General features: G+C 61.8%; 17 protein-coding genes. 6 read left to right on the forward strand and 11 right to left on the reverse strand.

Translation table 11 applies throughout. The features are described 5' to 3' along the window. Positions 1-293: 293 nt before the first annotated feature. Positions 294-1,181, reverse strand: coding sequence for an SDR family oxidoreductase (locus P3T20_RS17725; protein WP_074265192.1), 888 nt, complete (start codon positions 1,179-1,181; stop codon positions 294-296). A gap of 270 nt (positions 1,182-1,451) precedes the next feature. Here P3T20_RS17725 and P3T20_RS17730 point away from each other — a divergent pair, with 270 nt between their 5' ends. Then, the gene (locus P3T20_RS17730; RefSeq protein ID WP_074265191.1) at positions 1,452-2,078 is read left to right on the forward strand and encodes a cupin domain-containing protein; all 627 of its coding nucleotides are present in this window, start codon (positions 1,452-1,454) and stop codon (positions 2,076-2,078) included. Here P3T20_RS17730 and P3T20_RS17735 read toward each other — a convergent pair. Both P3T20_RS17735 and P3T20_RS17740 read right to left on the reverse strand, forming a co-directional pair. Further along, positions 2,054-2,965 (reverse strand): LysR family transcriptional regulator, encoded by a 912-nt coding sequence (locus P3T20_RS17735; RefSeq protein ID WP_074265190.1) that lies wholly within the window; start codon positions 2,963-2,965, stop codon positions 2,054-2,056. The genes P3T20_RS17730 and P3T20_RS17735 overlap by 25 nt on opposite strands. Before the next feature lie 13 nt (positions 2,966-2,978). After that, on the reverse strand, positions 2,979-3,386 hold the full coding sequence (locus tag P3T20_RS17740; RefSeq protein ID WP_074265189.1) for an MAPEG family protein: 408 nt from the start codon (positions 3,384-3,386) through the stop codon (positions 2,979-2,981). A gap of 127 nt (positions 3,387-3,513) precedes the next feature. On the opposite strand from P3T20_RS17740, the gene P3T20_RS17745 reads away from it, so the two are divergent. Continuing rightward, positions 3,514-4,476, forward strand: coding sequence for a GlxA family transcriptional regulator (locus P3T20_RS17745; protein WP_429287476.1), 963 nt, complete (start codon positions 3,514-3,516; stop codon positions 4,474-4,476). A gap of 62 nt (positions 4,477-4,538) precedes the next feature. Here P3T20_RS17745 and P3T20_RS17750 read toward each other — a convergent pair whose 3' ends face one another. The 5 genes from P3T20_RS17750 to P3T20_RS17770 all read right to left on the reverse strand — a co-directional run bounded on the left by P3T20_RS17750 (position 4,539) and on the right by P3T20_RS17770 (position 10,292). Continuing rightward, positions 4,539-5,864, reverse strand: coding sequence for a hypothetical protein (locus P3T20_RS17750; RefSeq protein ID WP_074265188.1), 1,326 nt, complete (start codon positions 5,862-5,864; stop codon positions 4,539-4,541). A gap of 86 nt (positions 5,865-5,950) precedes the next feature. After that, complete coding sequence (locus P3T20_RS17755) at positions 5,951-7,261, reverse strand: MFS transporter (RefSeq protein ID WP_074265187.1); 1,311 nt, start codon at positions 7,259-7,261, stop codon at positions 5,951-5,953. Positions 7,262-7,310: 49 nt separating this feature from the next. Further along, on the reverse strand, positions 7,311-7,949 hold the full coding sequence (gene leuD / locus P3T20_RS17760) for a 3-isopropylmalate dehydratase small subunit (RefSeq protein ID WP_074265186.1): 639 nt from the start codon (positions 7,947-7,949) through the stop codon (positions 7,311-7,313). Continuing rightward, positions 7,942-9,366, reverse strand: coding sequence for a 3-isopropylmalate dehydratase large subunit (gene leuC, locus P3T20_RS17765; RefSeq protein WP_074265185.1), 1,425 nt, complete (start codon positions 9,364-9,366; stop codon positions 7,942-7,944). Before leuC ends, leuD begins: the two co-directional genes overlap by 8 nt. Positions 9,367-9,413: 47 nt before the next feature. Continuing rightward, positions 9,414-10,292 carry an alpha/beta fold hydrolase gene (locus P3T20_RS17770; protein ID WP_074265184.1) on the reverse strand — a complete coding sequence of 293 codons (879 nt, stop codon included), beginning with the start codon at positions 10,290-10,292 and terminating at the stop codon, positions 9,414-9,416. 115 nt (positions 10,293-10,407) lie between these two features. On the opposite strand from P3T20_RS17770, the gene P3T20_RS17775 reads away from it, so the two are divergent. The 4 genes from P3T20_RS17775 to P3T20_RS17790 all read left to right on the forward strand — a co-directional run bounded on the left by P3T20_RS17775 (position 10,408) and on the right by P3T20_RS17790 (position 14,592). Further along, on the forward strand, positions 10,408-11,340 hold the full coding sequence (locus P3T20_RS17775; protein ID WP_074265183.1) for a LysR family transcriptional regulator: 933 nt from the start codon (positions 10,408-10,410) through the stop codon (positions 11,338-11,340). Between the two features lie 136 nt (positions 11,341-11,476). Continuing rightward, positions 11,477-11,956 carry a VOC family protein gene (locus tag P3T20_RS17780; RefSeq protein ID WP_074265182.1) on the forward strand — a complete coding sequence of 160 codons (480 nt, stop codon included), beginning with the start codon at positions 11,477-11,479 and terminating at the stop codon, positions 11,954-11,956. A gap of 84 nt (positions 11,957-12,040) precedes the next feature. Next, positions 12,041-13,960 (forward strand): S9 family peptidase, encoded by a 1,920-nt coding sequence (locus tag P3T20_RS17785; protein WP_429287477.1) that lies wholly within the window; start codon positions 12,041-12,043, stop codon positions 13,958-13,960. Beyond that, entirely contained in the window at positions 13,957-14,592 is a 636-nt protein-coding gene (locus tag P3T20_RS17790; protein ID WP_429287478.1) for a TetR/AcrR family transcriptional regulator, read from the forward strand. The genes P3T20_RS17785 and P3T20_RS17790 overlap by 4 nt, the downstream gene beginning before the upstream one ends. Here P3T20_RS17790 and P3T20_RS17795 read toward each other — a convergent pair. From P3T20_RS17795 to P3T20_RS17805, 3 genes are read right to left on the reverse strand one after another with little or no spacing between them, the layout of a single operon-like run. Beyond that, positions 14,585-16,981 carry a xanthine dehydrogenase family protein molybdopterin-binding subunit gene (locus P3T20_RS17795; RefSeq protein WP_429287479.1) on the reverse strand — a complete coding sequence of 799 codons (2,397 nt, stop codon included), beginning with the start codon at positions 16,979-16,981 and terminating at the stop codon, positions 14,585-14,587. The genes P3T20_RS17790 and P3T20_RS17795 overlap by 8 nt on opposite strands. After that, on the reverse strand, positions 16,975-17,478 hold the full coding sequence (locus tag P3T20_RS17800) for a (2Fe-2S)-binding protein (RefSeq protein ID WP_429287480.1): 504 nt from the start codon (positions 17,476-17,478) through the stop codon (positions 16,975-16,977). The genes P3T20_RS17795 and P3T20_RS17800 overlap by 7 nt, the downstream gene beginning before the upstream one ends. After that, complete coding sequence (locus tag P3T20_RS17805) at positions 17,471-18,361, reverse strand: FAD binding domain-containing protein (protein ID WP_429287481.1); 891 nt, start codon at positions 18,359-18,361, stop codon at positions 17,471-17,473. Before P3T20_RS17805 ends, P3T20_RS17800 begins: the two co-directional genes overlap by 8 nt. Between the last annotated feature and the right edge of the window lie 9 nt (positions 18,362-18,370).

Raw genomic sequence — 18,370 nt, forward strand, 5'->3', positions numbered from 1 at the left:
CAGGCTGAAGCGTTTCTTGAGCCGATTTCCTGAAATATTTTCGTTTCGGGATCTTGCGCGAGGCGCCTGTCGGCGTGACTGCCAGGCCTTTGACGAAATTGCCAGTCTGGCAGCGGCACTATGCCGAACCCCGGCCGCAGCGGTGAGTTTCATCGAAGACGGCCGTCAGCATTCGCCCTGAACGCGTTCGCCGCCAGAGTCCGGCAAATGGGGGAAGGGTGAGGCTCGTCGCGACGAGCGCTTTAACCTCGATTGTTTCCGCGGCGAACAATCGGCCTTAACCAACGCAGCGACTAGACAAATCGCGCTTCGTTGAGATCGGCAATCAGTGTCGGACCGGTTGGGTGCCAGTTCAGCAGCGCCTGGGTTTTGGCACTCGAGGCCGGCATATCGAGGCCGACGAACATGCCCATCCAGCCAAAATGTGCCGCCGCCTCATCTGGGGAGATTGAAACGGTGGGCAACTTCAGACCGCGTCCAAGCGCCTCGGCGATCTCACGGCTACTGACGCCTTCTTCGGCGACGGCATGATAGCGCGCGCCCGGTTGGCGCTTTTCTATGGCGAGGCGGTAGAGCAGCGCGACATCGGAGACATGGCATGCCGGCCAACGGTTGCGGCCCTCGCCCACGTAGGCGGAGACGCCTTTCTCGCGAGCGATGGCAACGAGCGGCGAGATAAGCCCCTGCTTGTACGGGTTGTGAACCTGCGGCAGTCGTACCACCGACAGGTTGATGCCTGCTTCCAGCAGCTCGTTTCCGGCCAGTTCGGATGCGATGCGCGGATTAGGATGGCTGATATTGAAGACATCTTCCGTCGCCGGTTCACCATGTTCACCGCTGCCTATGCCGGTTCCGGAGGTAATGACGAGAGGACGATCGGAGCCCGCCAGCGCCGACCCTAGTGCGGCAATCGCACGTTTGTCCTTTTCGCAATTCTCGACGAAGCGGGAGAAGTCGTGATCGAATGCCGTGTGGATGACGGCATCTGCTTTCTCCGCGCCGCTGCGAAGCGTGTCTGGATTCTCCAGCGTTCCGCGATGCACCTCCGCTCCCGCATCGATCAGCGCTTGAGCGCCCGCGTCGGAACGCGTCATGCCGATTACCTGATGTCCAGCCTTGATGAGTTCGGGGACCACGGTCGCGCCAATAAAGCCTGTCGCGCCGGTTAGAAAAATACGCATACTGAAACCTCCCTGGTTGTCTCCTCTACTATCCGGCCATTTCCCGTTCCGTAGCAGTAGTGACGTCATCATAGTAAGAGCACTAACAGGATCCGGATGGCGGGGAGGCTGGACACGCTTTGCTACCGCCAGCGGCAGCGCATTGTCCGGCAAACCCGGATTGTGTTTCGCCGCGCCGGCCCCTTCTGACATGCGATGTCATTGCGCACAATGGCTTCGACGGCTAACCGGCCGGTGAGCGCTCGCATCAGCCAAACCAGGGGGCACATCATGCAAACGAAACTGATTGAACGTGAGTGGATCGATCCGGACGCGGTGCCGGGAGAGACGCGCAGGGTCACCGATCTGACCGATGCAGCGGAATCGCAGTGGGCCGGCATCGTAGATTTCGGCCCCTCGGCGACGTACACGCTCGATGCGGGGAAGCGGCACGATCTGTATGTATTGCGAGGCAACGTTGCGATAAACGGCCACACATTCAATGCCGACGACTTCCTCATTCGCTGCGACGCACCCCTCGTGCAAGCGGGCGACGGTGGGGCACGTCTGCTCATCTATCGCGAAGCATCCGCTTCCCGCTGTGATCCAATCGTTCGGAGTGCGAGAGCTCGAGTGTGGCGCAATGGAATCAATCCACGGATGCATATTGCTCCGCTAGCGAGCGGCAGGCAGCACGTCAGCCTGGTCGAGTTTCACCCGGGCGCGCAGACCCACGATCACACGCATCCGAGTGGCGAAGAAATATTCGTGTTGAGCGGAGAACTTAGGGATGCGAACGAACACTATCCGGCTGGAACTTGGCTGCGCCTCCATCCTGGCGCCCGGCACGCGCCATTCGCCGAAGTGCCGACGGTCATCCTGCTTCGTCACGGTCATCTGCGTGCGACGCGTGAATGATCCTTGAGCATATCGATCAACGCCCGGACTTTCGGCGCGGTATGTCTGCCCGGGGGGAGCAACGCATGAATCGTCATGGGCGCGGTTGACCAGTCTGGATACACACGTACGAGCCGGCCCGCGGCAATATCCGCGCGAACCGAGAAGTCGGGCAGCAGGCCGATGCCCGCGCCTTCCGCGATTGCCGCGCGGCACGCGTAGACAGTATCGGCAAACAGACCGGTAACGAATTCGATCTCGCGTGAATCCCCAGCGGCGCTACACAACTCGAAGCGTGACGGCTGTGCGAGAACCGAGAGTCCCACGAAGGCCAGCTTCGCCGCATCGCCAACGTCTTCAGGAAGCGCATTGCGCACGACAAAGTCGGGACCGGCGACCAGCCACTTCGAATATTCGCCGATGCGCACCGCGCGATGGCTCGAATCAGTCAGTTCACCCAGGCGGATGGCGACGTCGACGCCTTCCGCAATCAGATCGATAGCGCGATCCCCGGATACGATCTCGAGGCGCAGCCGCGGATGCGCGCTTCGCATGCGCGCAAGCACCGGAGCAAGAACGATCGCGCTGTACTCGACCGAAGACGCGACCCTCAAGGTGCCGCGCAGATCATCCTGAGAAGGGCTGGCCAGGGACATGGCCTCTTCGGCAAGACGCACGATCTCGCGACACGTTTCGAAGAACGATGCGCCTGCTTCCGTCACACTGATACGCCGCGTCGTCCTGACAAGGAGCGTGGCGCCCAGCTCGAGTTCCAGCCGCTGGATGCTGTCGCTGACCGTCGTCTTCCCGACGCCGCGCCGCTCTGCTGCCCGCGTGAACGAACCGGTCTCCACTACCGCGATGTAATTCAGAAGATGTTCGAAGGTCAGGTTACGCAGATCGGACATGGCGGATGCGTAGCTACGCAATATGGTGGAGGAGGGTGAGCGCAAACATGAGCGTCGCCACGACGCCGGCCAGGAAGGCGAGGGTGCGCAAGACGGGAACCCCAGCAGCATAGACGCAATAGTGGACAAGTCGGGCGATGAGATAAAGCTTTGCAGCGAGGACGGTCGCAGGCGTGCTTACGCCGATGAGCGCTGCGGTGAGCACCAGAGGGGCGAAGACGGCGAGGTTCTCGATCGCATTGGTGTGAGCGCGCCGTGCCCGCTCGGCCCAGGCGGGGTCGGGCGGCAGCGAAGGATCGGGATTGCCCAACGTCGGAATCAACCCGCGCGTCACGATCCTTGCGAGCGTGTAGGGAATCCACATCAGGATCGTGGCCGAGGCGACGAGCGTGAGGAAATAGAGTTCGGGCGTGAGTTTCATTGAGCGGTGCTCCGGCGGATCGGTTGTTCGGCCAATCGGATTGCCATGGCCGCATTGCTCCGCAGTCTAGCCGTCGCTTCTGCGAGGGGCTATAGTCGCTAATGACATTAACGGGTTCATTTGTGACATGCGACTGGCTATATTCGCTCTTGATGGCGTATTCGACACCGGCCTGACGGTTCTGCTGGATACCTTCGCGACGGCCAACGAACTGGCCGCGGCACAAGGATTCGCCGCGCCGCCCTTCGACGTGAAGATCGTCGGATTCGGCGGACAGGTCCGTACGGCGCTCGGGTTGTCCGCCGCGGTCGAGCCGGTGAGCAGTATTGGTCAGACGGATTGGGTGGTGGTCCCCGCGCCGAATACCAAACAGCCCGAGCGGTTGCTTGCAGCGCTGGAACGATCCGACGTGCGCGACGCGATCGCGTACCTTCGTGCCTGGCATGCAGAAGGCGTCGGCATCGCGGCGGCGTGTCTCGGGACCTTTCTCCTCGCTGAAGCCGGGCTGCTGGACAACGTTGCGGCAACTACAGCGTGGCCGCTGGCGCCGCTCTTCCGTCAGCGCTATCCGGCAGTTACGCTGGACGATTCGCGCATGGTCGTCGCAGCAGATCGCGTCGTGACCGCGGGCACCATGATGGGCCACCTCGATCTCGCGCTGTGGCTGGTGCGTCAGGCCAGTCCTGATCTGGCTGCGTTCGTCGCCCGCTTTATGCTCATCGACAAGCGGTCGTCGCAGGCGCACTACATCATTCCGGACTATCTTGCCCACGCCGATCCGCTGATCGCACGCTTCGAGCGTTGGGCTCGCGACCATCTGGCACGGGGGTTTTCGCTTCAGGATGCGGCGAGCGCATTGTCCGTCGGCACACGCACCTTGCAGCGCCGCACCGAGGCCGTGCTCGGGAAGTCGCCGATGGCGTTCTTCCAGGACCTGAGAATCGAACGGGCGAAGCACCTCGTTTCGATTGGTTTCGACGTCGAATCCATTGCGAGCGAGGTGGGCTATGCCGACGCCGCGACATTGCGGACCTTGTTGCGTCGCAAGCTCGGCCGAGGGGTGCGGGAACTGCGCGCGGAGATGCGTTGATACAACGCGCTTGTCCCGATCCTGGGCTGATTCGATGTACCGTTGTTGGGCGAGCGTTCCGCTTAGGCAGGCCCAGGCTTCTGCTGCGATAGTGCGTTTCGCTCTGCCGATAACTCAGCCATTAGCTTCTCGAGGTCCGGAGCCGGCAACCTGCCTTCCTTCATTCCGAAATCGCACCAATGCGAGTAGGGGTCGAAGCCCGCGTTCCTGACGTCCTGGTTCCGCTCCGCATACCACTGGCTGCTTAGGGCTTCTCTTAACACCTTGGACCCGGGAACGGCGATCGTGCCAATGATTTGAGTAACCACCGGATTTCCTTTGGCCGGTGAACTCACGGTCTGCGCGACAGGAATTTCTTTGGCGGCGGGCTCACTCAATTTCTTCGCCAGAGAATAGACGATTCTTGTCAGCATGGACACTTCCCGTTCGAGCTTCTCGACGGGGCTCAAATCCAGCACATCGTTTTCACCTGGCGGCGGAAAGAGGGCAGTGTCGGAAGGGATCTCCGGGAAGAATGTCGTCTTTACTTTTTCATTGCTCCCGGCGTAAGCATCCAGAATTCTCAGCCGTGTTGTTCGATCGAAAAGATAAGGCTTCGATTTCTTTGGACGGTTCTCCTTGCCGAGGACGCCGTTCATGACGTCGTAGAAAGACGTGTCGTGGATCGACGAGAACTCGTCCCGCACATGGTGTGCCAGAGCAATCAACCGCTCGTCATTGCTTTCATTGATGACGCCGACTCTCTTATGACCTGCGTCGACAGGCAGACCGGTGATGGTGATGAAATCGTCGACAACGTCTGTGTTGTACATGGACTTTCGATCGAACCGGCGGACGTGAACCCGGTCCCGGCCGAAGTCTCGCAACCATGGGCTTAGCATGGCGTACCAGTCGCCGTCGACCGGAACACGGGCCGCGAGGTATTCGTCGATACTCTCGTAAGCCTTTACGTACCATTGCCCCCATGCAGACGAGAGATACTCGTCCTGACGCCGGATGTAGGCAACGATATGCACATCGAAATGTGCTTTCTCTTCCGCAAAGAGGCTCGAAAACGCGTGCTGGTCGGACAGGTTCTCGGCGCTGATCACCAGCGTGTGCAGATTGCTTCTGACCATCTCTTCCTTGAGTGCGGCCAGACGTCGCCGCACGATGGACACCGCGTCCAGCCGGGTAGGCTGATGCGGAGCCTGAGCGGACGGCGACGCGTTGACCAGATTCAGGAAAAAGTTGATTTGCTGACCGGCGATGCTCGCGTTCATCGTCAGGTCGAGGCCAGGAATCAGTACGCCTTGCGCTCTGAGCGATGCCGCGTTGGCACCGAGATAGGCCTGAATCGCAGAGCTGCCGCATTTGCCTGCGCCAATATGAATGATGAGCTTTTGCATGCGCGTGAAGGGGGTATCGAACAGCGGTAAATCGGATCTTGCGTAGGATACCCCGGAAGCGGCCAGCGAAAGAAGTCCCCGCGACCTCACGCGCCGCCGCGCCGCGTGCGCCTACCGAACAGATACGACAGCACCGCGGAGACGAGCAGCGTCGCGCTGACGAAATACAAGCCGAGCGAGTAGTCGCCGCTCATATCGCGCAACCGGCCGATCACCATCGGACCAATCGTGCCGCCGATCAGGCTGCCCATCGCATTGATCAGCGCAATGCCCGCCGCCGCGGCGGAGCCCGACAGGAACTGCGTCGGCATGCTCCACAGAGGCGGCTTTGCCGCATTGATGCCGAAGTTCGCGATCGACAGTCCGACGATCAGCACGATCACCGTGCTTGCGTGTCCAGACATCAGCATCCCGATCCCGGCCGCGAGACACGCGATCGCGACGTGCAGGCGGCGTTCGTTGGTGCGATCCGAATTGCGCGCCCACAGCACCATCGTGACGACCGCGAAGAGATTCGGAATCGCGTTCACGAGACCGAGTTCGAAGTAGCTGAAACCGAAGCGGTGAATGATCATCGGCGCCCAGATGCCGATCGCGTACAGGCCGGTCGAGGTGCCCGCATAGACGAGCGCGAGCAGCAGCACGCGCGGATCCTTCACCGCGCTCCAGACGCTCGACTTGCTCTGCGCCGCCTTGCCATCGCGTTCGCGCTGCATCTCGCCGCTCAGCCATTGGCGCTCGGCGGGCGCGAGCCACTGCGCATCCTCCGGCCGGTCGGTCAGGAAGAAGAACGAGACGACGCCGAGCAGCACGGTTGGCGCGCCCTCGACGAGGAACAGCCACTGCCAGCCGTGCAGATGGGCGAAACCTTCGAGGCTCATCAACGCACCGGAGATCGGCGAGCCGATCATGTTCGATAGTGGCGCCGCCGTCATGAACATGGCCGTGACGAACGCCCGATGGCGCGCCGGAAACCAGTAGCTCAGGTACAGGATGATGCCGGGGAAAAAGCCTGCTTCCGCGAGACCGAGTACGAAGCGCAGCGTATAGAAGCTGTACGGACCGCTGACGAACGCCGTGGCCGCCGACAGAACACCCCACGCGACCATCAGCAGTGCGATCCAACGGCGCGCGCCGATACGTTGCAGCGCGAGATTCGACGGCATGCCGGCAGCGATATAGCCGACGAAGAAAATCCCCGCACCGACACCGAACATGGCCTGCGTGAGGCCGATGTCGTGATTCATCGTGAGGCCTGCGAAGCCGACGTTCACGCGATTCAGAAAGCTCAGGAAGTACAGAACGATGATAAACGGCGTGATGCGCCGCGAGATCTTTCTGACGACGCGAGTCTCCAGCGCGGCGTCCTCCTGCGGATGGACTATGGTGGTGCTCATTCTTGTCTCCTATGTAACGCTATCAAGCGTGCCTGGCGCCTGGTCTTATTCAATGGTGATTCTGCTGCGCCGGCAGATCGATACGGCACCACGGCTGCGCTGCCCAGTGGCGCGTCTCAAAGGCGTCGATCGCCTTCTCCTCGCGCAGCGTCAAGCCGATCATATCGAGCCCCTCCACCAGCATCTGCTTCTGGCGCGCGGGCAGCGAGAACCGATAGTGCTGTCCCGAAGGCGTCAGCACGACCTCGTTCTCAACGTCGATCGATACGTGCTTGTCGCTGCCGTTCTCGAGTTCGGCGACGAGCGCCTCGATCTGCTCAGGCGGCAGTGTGACAAGCAGCAAACGGTTGTTGGTCGAGTTGAAGTAAAAGATCTCGCCGTAGCTCGGCGCGATCACCGCTTCGAAACCTCCCTGCTGCAGGCCCCATACCGCGTGTTCGCGGCTCGATCCGCAGCCGAAGTTCGCACCGCCGATCAGGATTTTCGCGCCCTTGTATTCGGGGCGGTTCAGCACGAAATTCTCGCGCACATGGCCATCCGCATCGAGGCGCAGGTCGTGCAACAGGCCGCGCGCGAGCCCCGATTTGTCGATGCCGAGCAGAAACTGCTTCGGCATGATCTGGTCGGTATCGAGGTTGTTGACCGGCAGCGGGGCGGCGGTGCCCGCGATCATGAACGGCTTAGCCATGAGTCAGCTCCTTGCGAATGTCGACGATGCGTCCGGCGATCGCGGCAGCGGCGGCCATCGCGGGGCTCATCAGATGGGTTTTGCTGTCGCGCCCCTGGCGCCCTTCGAAATTGCGGTTCGTCGTGGATGCGCAGCGCTCGCCCGGTGCGAGCACGTCGTCGTTCATCGCCAGACACATTGAGCAGCCCGGCTGGCGCCATTCGAATCCGGCCTCTATTAGCAACTGCGCGATGCCCTCGCGCTCCGCCTGGTCACGCACCATGCCCGAGCCCGGCACAACCATCGCGCGCACCGTCGATGCTACTTTGCGGCCTCGCACGACGGCGGCGACCGCACGCAGATCTTCGATCCGCGCATTCGTACACGAGCCGATAAACACGCGATCGATCGCCGTGCCTTCGATCGGCGCGCCACCAGGCAGTCCGATGTAGTCGAGCGCCTTGCGCATCGTCGCGACGTCGAGACCGGAGCCGTCCGTGGCGTCGGCGTTGGGAATGCGGCCGTCGACCGGAATCGCCTGGTCCGGGCTCGTGCCCCACGTGACATAGGGCGCGACGCGCGTTGCGTCGAACCGGTGTTCGACGTCGAAATGCGCATCGGCATCCGAGCGCAGTTGCGACCACGCTGAGCGCGCGGCGTCTAGAGTTTGCGCATCGAGATCGCGTACCTTGCTGCAGACATAGTCGAGCGTCGTGCGGTCCGGTGCGATCAACGCGGCGCGCGCGCCGGCTTCCACCGTCATATTGCAGAGGGTCATGCGCGCCTCGGCGGACAGTGCGGCTATCGCCTCTCCTGCGTATTCGACCGCGTATCCGCGCGCGCCTTGCGCGCCGATCTGCGCAATGATGTGCAACACGACGTCCTTCGAAGTCGTGCCCGGTTGCAGCGTGCCGTCCACGACGATACGCATGTCTTTCGCGACGCGGTAGACGAGCGTCTGCGTGGCCAGCACGTGCTCGACCTCCGAGGTGCCGATGCCGAATCCGAGCGCGCCGAGTGCGCCGTAGGTGGTGGTGTGGCTGTCGCCGCACAGCACGACCATGCCGGGACGGATCAGTCCGATCTCGGGCGCCACGACGTGCTCGATGCCTTGCATCGCATCGGTGACGTCGAACAGATGAATGCCATGCTCCGCACAATTGCGCGTGAAATTCGTAGCCTGTTTTGCGGCGTCGACGACCTCGATCGTGCGCGCGCGAACCGGCACCGGCCGCGTCGGAATCACGTGATCGACGATACCCATCTGCTGATGCGGACGCCGCACGCGCAGGCCTTTCTCACGCAGCCCCGCGAATGCCTGTGGGCTGGTGTACTCGTTCATGATGTGCAGATCGGCGTAGAGCACAACGTGCTCCGCGTCGATGATCGATACGGTATGCGAATCGACCAGTTTCCGGTAAAGCGTTTGTGAGGACATGATTGAAACCCGACTGGTAAGGATCAAACGTACGGATCAGGAGCGAATCAGCGCTGAAGAAATGCCAGCACGCGTTCGAGGAGTAACGCCGGCACTTCTTCGGCAATGTAGTGACCGCAAGGCAGCGCCTCGCCGCTGACGTCGGCATTCCAGTGACGCCATTCCGCCAGCGGATCGAAGCACTTGCCGACTGCGCCGTCCGCGCCCCATAGCGCGAGGAACGGTGAGACGATGCGCTTGCCTGCCGCAAGATCCGCGCGGTCGTGCTCGAGGTCGATGGTGATCGAGGCCCGGTAGTCTTCGCAGATCCCGTGCGCGGTGGCCGGATCGGAGAGGCAACGCAGATAGGCGGCGTAAGCCTCGGACGTGAACGGCTTGAGCCCCGCGCTGCGGGCACCCATGGTCTGCTTCAGATAGAGGTCGGGGTCGGCGCGGATCAGCGTTTCGGGGAAGGGTGCGGGACGTACGAGAAAGAACCAGTGCCAGTAGGCGCGCGCAAATTCGAATGAGGTCTGTTCGTACATCGCGACGGTCGGCGCGACGTCGAGTGTTACGAGTTGCGTCACGACATCCGGATGGTCGATCGCCATCCGTGCCGCGACGCGTCCACCGCGATCATGACCGACGACCGCAAACGACGTGAATCCATGCGCGCGCATCAGTTCGACCTGGTCGAGCGCCATGCGGCGCTTCGAGTAGTTGGCATGGTCGTCGGCGCCTTGGGGTTTGTCGCTGTCGCCGTAACCGCGCAGATCGGCGGCGATCACCGTAAAGTGCTCGGCCAGGGTGGGCGCGACTTTGTGCCAGATCGCGTGGGTTTGCGGGTGACCGTGCAAGAGCAGCAGCGCGGGGCCGCGTCCGCCCTTGATCGCGTGAATCCGGACGCCGTCGACGGTTGTCGATGCGTCGCAGAACGCTTCGAACATGGTTGTCTCCTGAAGTTGTTTGCAGTCTAATTCATGCCATGGGCGATTGGGTTTCCACAAAAGCAATCCGGTCGTAACTTTAAGGAACGAATGAGCCTGGGCAGGGAGTGACGCGATGGATGGCTTTTCCGATCTGAATCTGTTTGCGCTGGTTGCGCGCAACCGCAACCTGGCGGCTGCGGCGCGCGAGCTAGGCGTGACGCCGCCCGCCGTCAGCAAGCGGCTAGCGCAACTGGAGCAGCGCCTTGGCGTGCGGCTGATGAACCGGACAACGCGGCGTCTTTCCCTCACGCCAGAAGGCGAGCTCTATCTCGCCAACGGCTCGCGCATCCTCGACGACCTGTCGGAACTGGAGCATCTCGTCACGCGTAGCCGTGGCGAACCTACGGGTCTGCTGCGAGTGAATGCGTCGTTCGGTTTCGGACGGACACATATCGCACCCGCGGTATCGGAGTTCGTCGAGCGCTTTCCGTCGATGAAGATCCAGTTGCAACTGACTGAGCGGCCGCTGAGTCTGCAGGAAGAAGGCTTCGACCTCGGCATCCGGTTCGGCGAGGTCCCCGACGCGCGTATCAACGCTCGTCTGTTGCTGAAGAACCGGCGCATCGTGTGCGCATCGCCGGCGTATCTGAAGCGGCATGGCCAGCCCTCCGTGCCGCACGACCTGACCCGCCACTCGTGCATTGTGCTGCGCGAGAATGATTCGGCGTACGGAACATGGCATTTCTCGCGGGGCAAGCGTGCGGAGACGGTGAAAGTCGATGGTTCGCTGTCGAGCAATGACGGCAGCATCGTGCTGCAGTGGGCGCTCGATGGACGCGGTATCGTTGCGCGCTCGCAGTGGGAGATCAGCGGCCATATCGAACGCGGAGAACTGGTGCCGCTGCTCGTCGAATGGGCCCTCCCGAACGCCGATATCCACGCAATCTACCTCGAACGCAACAGGCTGTCTGCCAAGCTGCGCACGTTCGTCGACTTCCTGGGCGAGTACCTGCGAAGTGCGTTTGACGGGGGAGTAGAAACAGGCGGCATGGAGACTTCCAGATGAGATCTTTGGTCGCGTGCACTTCGCTCTGTACACCCAGGCTATTATCGACGCTCATGCCAACTGTTCCGTTGGCGTGAGTGTCAGGATGCTGCCCTCAAAACCAGTTCGTGCTGCGTGTTTCTGAAAGGAGATTGCGATGACTGAGCTCGTAACATGCTTGTGGTTCGATCAAGGTAAAGCGCACGAAGCGGCAGAGTTTTACGCCGCCCACTTTCCGGACAGCCATGTCGACGCGGGTCATGTCTCGCCCATACCGGGCATTGGACAAGGCGCGGAGTTGATGGTCGACTTCACCGTGCTCGGCCAGCGCTTTCTTGGCCTGAACGGCGGCTCCAATTTCAAGCCGAACGAGGCGGTCAGTTTCATGATCTACACGGATAGCCAGGAAGAGACCGACCGGTATTGGAATGCCATTGTCGACAATGGCGGAGAGGAAGCGCCTTGCGGCTGGTGCAAGGACCGCTGGGGCTTTTCGTGGCAGATCACGCCGAGGCGGCTAATCGAGCTTGTCGGCGGCAGTGATCGTGATGCGGGACGGCGTGCGATGGAAGAGATGATGAAAATGAAGAAGATCGATATCGCTGCCATAGAGCGCGCAGCGGCACCTCGAGAATGAACGCGCATCCTTCCAGGCCACGAGCCCGTCACGCGCGCATCAAGGCGCGTCTCGTGTTCAAATGCAGTTTTCATGGAGACACGCATGGTTGCTGACGATCGACAAAAGGGTAGCGGTAACGGTGGCCCAGCCAAACGTGGCCCGGCCAGACACTACACGGTGCGAGACTTCTTTCGCAAACCCGACAAGCATTCGTTCACGATCGCTCCCGATGGAAAGCATCTGTCCTTTCTTGCGCGACACGCCGGCCGCCAGAATGTATTCGTGCAGGGCATCGATGCTGAAGGCAATCCCATAGGCGAGCCGCGTCCGTTGACCAGCGAGACGGAACGGGACGTGCCCGGCCACGCATGGAAAGGCAACGACCACATTCTGTTCGTCAAGGATTTTGGCGGAGACGAGAACTTCCACGTGCTGTCGGTGCCGATCGACGGTGGCGAGCCGCGCGATCTGACGCCGTTCGATGGCGTCAAGGCCGACATTGTCGATGACCTGAGGGATGACGACCGCCACGTGCTGATCCAGATGAATCGTCGCGATCCGCAGGTCTTCGACGTTTTTCGTGTTGACGTCATAACAGGCGATCTGACACCGATCGCCGAGAATCCTGGCAACGTCATGGGTTGGCTAACTGACCACCAGGGGCGGTTGCGCGCCGCGATCGCATCCGATGGTGTCAACCAGACGCTGCTTTACCGTGACACCGAGGCAGAGGCTTTCCGGGCCATTCTGACGACGGACTTTCGCGAGACTGTCGCGCCGCTGTTCTTTACCTTCGATGACAAACGCTTATACGTGTTGTCGAATCGGGGGCGCGACAAAGCCGCATTTTTCGAGTTCGATCCGCAGACGGGTGAAGAGGGTGCGTTGCTGTTCGAAACCGCGCATGTCGATGTGGGCGATCTCGCGTATTCAGAACATCGGCGCGTGCTGACAGCTGCGTCATACATCGACGATCGGGTTCATCGCCACTTTTTCGACGACTGGGCGCGAGACGTCATGGCCGATCTTGAGCGGCAATTGCCGGATCAGGAAATTAACATCGCGAGTATCACACGCGACGAGTCGCGCGCGATCGTGCGTACTACAAGCGATCGGTCGGCCGGCTCCGTGTGGATCTACGATGTCGCGCGTCGACAGCTTGCCAGGCTTGCGGACATGATGCCGTGGCTCGATCCGGCCGATATGGTCCCGATGTCGCCGATCCGCTTCACGGCACGCGACGGCCTGCCACTCAGTGGATATCTGACGTTGCCCGCGGGATTCGAGCTGGGGCAGGGTGTCGCCGAGCGCTTGCCGCTGGTCGTCAATCCGCACGGCGGTCCCTGGGCGAGAGACATGTGGGGCTTCAATGCCGAAGCGCAACTGCTTGCGAATCGCGGCTATGCGGTGCTGCAGATCAATTTCCGCGGTTCGACGGGATACGGACGCGCTTTCTGGGAGGCCAGTTTCGGGCAATGGGGCCGGGCGATGCAGAACGATATTGACGACGGCGTCGACTGGCTCGTGTCACAAGGGATCGTCGATCCGGCGCGTATCGCGATCTACGGCGGCAGTTACGGTGGCTATGCGACGCTGGCGGGCGTCACGTTTACGCCGGACCGATATGTGGCGGCCGTCGATTATGTCGGGGTATCGAATCTCTTCACGTTTCTCGAATCGATGCCTCCTTACTGGAAGCCGATGCTCGATATGCTGTACGAGATGATCGGCGACCCGCGGACCGAAGAGGGCAAGCAGGCACTGCACGATGCGTCGCCGCTGTTCTTCGTGGACCGGATCGTGACGCCGCTTCTTGTTGCGCAAGGCGCCAACGATCCGCGAGTCAAACAGGCCGAGAGCGATCAGATCGTCGACGCATTGCGGGCCCGTGGTGTGGATGTCAAATACATCCTCAAGGAAAACGAAGGGCACGGTTTTCACAACGAAGAGAACATGTTCGAGTTTTATGAGGCGATGGACACGTTCCTTGCCGAGTATCTGGGCGGAGCCGCGAAGAAGTGAGCGGATCTGCAGCGGGACAACCACGGCGTCGCCTCAGCACCGAGGCGCGCGAACAGCAGATCGTGGAAGGCGCGGTGCAGTTTTTCTCCGAGAAGGGACTGGGAGGGCAAATGCGCGACCTCGCCAAAGAGATCGGCATCACGCATCCTCTTCTTTACCATTACTTCCCGACCAAGCAGGCGTTAATCGAACGGGTCTATGAGGAAGTTTATCTAGGCAGATGGAAGCGCGAATGGGAGCAGTGGGTGGTCGACGCCGAGGTGCCGCTGGAGCAACGCCTGACGCGTTTCTATATCGACTATGCCCGCACCATCCTGACGCGCGACTGGGTCCGCATCCTGCTGTTGTCGGGCATGAATGACAGCTACATCCCCAGGAAGTATCTGGCCTTGCTCAAGCGTCGACTGTTCCCGCTCATCATTCGCGAGACGCGCGTCCATCTCGGCCGTCCCTCCTCTCGAAAGCTCGACGATGCCGAACTCGAGCATCTGTGGGGACTGCACGGCGGCATCTTCTATATTGGCATTCGCGTGTTCATCTATGGGCAGCCTTTTCCGCGGAACCTGGACCGGATCATCGGCGATCGTGTGCACGCGTTCATGAAAGGCGCCGGCGACATTTTCATTACCTAGAAGCGCTTACCGTCCCCAGTGCGATCAATATTTTTTCGGGCGTGATCGGGTGGGACGTAAGCCGGGCATTGAACGGCGCGAGTGCATCGTTTATCGCGTTCATGACGGCCGCCGGCGCGCCCGCCGTGCCCGCTTCGCCCGCTCCCTTGGCACCAAGCTGTGACGTTGCGGTAGGCGTTTCGATGTGTGCGACCTCGATGTCGGGCATCTCGGCGGCCATGGGGACCAGATAGTCGGCCATGTTGCCGTTGCGAAGCGAACCGCCCGCGTCGTAAAGACATTCCTCGAACAGCACGCCGCCAATTCCCTGCACCACGGCACCGCGAATCTGCTCGTCCGCCAGCATCGGATTGAGCACTCTGCCGCAGTCTTCCACTACCCAATGCTTGAGCAGTTTGACCATGCCGGTTTCCACGTCCACTTCGACATGCGATACGTGCACGCCGTTAGTGAACACAAAGGGATAGTCGCGCTGGGCGTAGTGCCGCGTCGCTGACAGTTCCGGATGAATGCCGGGCGGCAGGGTGTCCGGGCGGAAGTATGCCTGGGTCGCGAGGTCGGCGAGGCGCGCAACGGTTTCGCCCGTCGCGGTGTCCACGACAGCGCCGTCTGCCAGCGTGAGGCCGGTGCGCTCGCGCTGATGGAGGCGGGCCGCAAAGTCGATCACCTGTGCGCAGAGTGCGATCGAAGCCTGCAGCACCGCTTCACCGCCGATGCCCGCGCCTCGGGAGGCCCAGGTGCCACCGCCATAGGGCGTAACGCCGGTATCGCCGGTGACGACCCGGACGGAGCCGATGGGCATCGAGAGCGTATCCGCCGCGATCTGCGCGAAGATGGTTTCCGTACCCTGGCCCTGTTCGCCCACGCTAACCAGCACGCTAATTCCGCCCCCCGCATCCAGCCGTACCGTGGCTCCGTCCTGCGCGGCAATCCGTGCGCCGCCGACGCCGTAGAAAGCCGCGCCGGGGTTGGTCAGCTCCACCATGCTGGCGATGCCGATACCCCGGTATACGCCTTGCGAACGCAGCGTGTGCTGTTCCTCGCGAAGCCGCCCGTAATCGATCATCTCCTCGATCTCATCCAGACATGCCTCGTGTGACAGACCCTCGAGCTTGATGCCCGAAGCGGCGGTGCGCGGATAGCTGTCGTCGCGCATGACGTTCATGCGCCGCAACGCCAGCGGATCGATACCGAGCCGCTGGGCCGCCAGATCGACGATGCCTTCGGTCACCGCACACGCGATGGGGTGGCCGACCCCGCGGTACTGGCTCATCGGCGACTTGTTCTGAAAGACGACGCGCAGGACCGCACGGTAATGTTCGTGCTGATACGGCCCGCCGGTGATATTGAGCACCTGGTTTCCCTCGATGCCGCTAGTCCTGGGATACACTGAGTAGGGCCCGACACCGCTCAGATCGTCGATTTCGAAGCCGACAATGCGCCCGTCGGCCATCGCGGCGAGCCGCGCGTGAACGCGATGCTCGCGCGCATGGATGTCGCTTGCGAAGGACTCCAACCGGTCTGCAACGAACTTGACGGGCCGCTTCAGGATTTTGGCTAATGCCACTGTCGCAAAGTCGTCGGGATAGGAATGGACCTTGATGCCGAAAGAACCTCCCACGTCCTTGCAGATAACGCGCACCGATCCCTCCGGCAAATCCAGGTGCCGGGAGTAAAGATCCTGCATCATGTGCGGTGCCTGGTGCGAGTGATATACGGTCAGGGTGTTGTCCGCCGCATTGAAGTCTGCGAGCACCGAGCGCGTTTCCATCGTGACGCCGGTATGACGGCCGAAATGGTAGGTCTCCTCGACAACCAGGTCTGCGCTTGCGAAGGCCGCGCTCACATTGCCCGTGTCGATGGTGCGGGTGAAGCAGAGATTGTCGCCAAGCTCCGGATGAATCACGGGAGCATCGGCGTCGAGGGCGTGCTCCATGTCTGCCACGACCGGCAGCTCCTCCCATTCCACCTGCAGGTACGGCATGGCATCTTCCGCTTCACGGCGCGATTCGGCCACCACCGCATAGACCGGCTCGCCTTGCCAGCAAAGATGGCCCGGTGCGAGCGGATACTGGACCGCCGACTTCATCCCCGCGAGGTGCGACAAGGTGGCCACCCACGGCTTGCACACGCCTTCCAGATCGCTCGCCTGATAGATGCCGATGATGCCCGGCATCATGCGAGCGAAGCTGCTATCGAAGGCGGTGATACGCGCATGAGCGACGGGGCTGCGCCAGTAGACCACATGCGCCATGCGCGGCAGCGCGATGTCATCCACGTAGGTGCCGCGTCCCTGCAGCAGCCGGCGTGCATTCGGCCGGGCGACTGCGCTGCCGATATAGCGGCGTTCATCGAGCCCGATGTCGTTCTGCTGGCGTTTTCTCAGCATGATGGCACCTGTGCCGCGGTGCGCTGCAGGCGGGCTTCGAGAACGTCCGCGATGGCGTCGACGATTGCCTGGTATCCCGTACAGCGGCAGTAATTGCCGGACATGAATTTGCGAATCTCATCGCGGTTGGCATGCGGATTCTGTTGGATCAGTTCGGCCGCGGTGATCAGCATGCCCGCTGTGCAGAAGCCGCACTGCAAGGCATTTCTCGCATGGAACGCAGCCTGTAGCTCGGCGAGGTCGCCGCGGTCGCTGGCGCCTTCGATCGTTTCGACGCGCGCGTTCTGCGCCTGCACCGCGAGCAGCAGACAGCCGCGCACCATCCTGCCGTCGAGCCGGACCGTGCAGGCCCCGCATACACCATGCTCGCAGCCGACCCGCGCGCCTTTGATCTGCATTGAGTCCCTGAGAAAGTCGATCAGGTGCGTACGCGGTTCGACCTCGCAGCTAACCGCGCGGCCGTTGACTTCAAGCCGGATAGTCATGCGCTCAGGCATGTTGGTCTCCTTCGTGCCGAACTTCGATGCGGGCCTCGGCGAACTTGTGCAGCAGGCGTTTCAGGACCACGCGGGACAAATGCAGCTTGGTTTGCGCGGAGTGGTAGAGATCGGCGGCCGGATCGATGTCGAGCGCGTCGGCGAATTGCGCAGCCGTGTCGCGGGTCAAGGCGGTCGTTTCCAGCAAAGCCTCCACGGCATGGGCTCTTTCGGGAACATTGCCGGTGCCCAGAAAGACCACGCGTGGATTTTCAATCAGCCCGTTGGCCGTCATGCTGCCCGTGACCGCTGCGCCGACGATGGCGTAGTCGCCATGACGCCGGACCAGTTCGTCAAACTGGTGATTCGATACTGCAGTTGCCACTGGCACTTCGCAGGCGAGGATGACCTCGCCCGGCTGCAAGGCGGTGGTGTACAGGTCGAGGAAGAAGTCGTCGGCGTGGATCCGCCGCTCGCCAGTGGCGCCGGAAACGATCACCCAGCCACGCAGCGCGACCAGACAGGTGGGCCACTCGGCGGCGGGGTCAGCGAATGCGATCGAACCGCCGAACGTCCCGAGGTTGCGGATCGCCCGGTGAGCAACGTGCGGCGCAACTTCCGAGAGCAGCGGCGCGTGGCGCCGCACGAGATCCGAGTCTTCGATTTGCGCATGAGTGACAAGCGCGCCGATCCGCAAGTGATCGCCGGAAACGCTGATGCCGCGCAGTGCGTCGAGGGCGCCGATATCGATCAATAGCTGAGGTTCGGACAAGCGCATGTTGAGCGTTGCCAGCAGCGTCTGCCCGCCGGCAATGATCCGGGCCTCATCGCCGTACTCTTCGAGCAGTGCAAAAACCTGGGCTATTTCCCGAGGGCGTACATAGTCAAACGCGGCTGCTTTCATGAGCGAGTC

It is taken from the genome of Paraburkholderia sp. GAS206C (assembly GCF_050435645.1).
In the GTDB taxonomy this organism is placed as follows: domain Bacteria; phylum Pseudomonadota; class Gammaproteobacteria; order Burkholderiales; family Burkholderiaceae; genus Paraburkholderia; species Paraburkholderia phenazinium_B.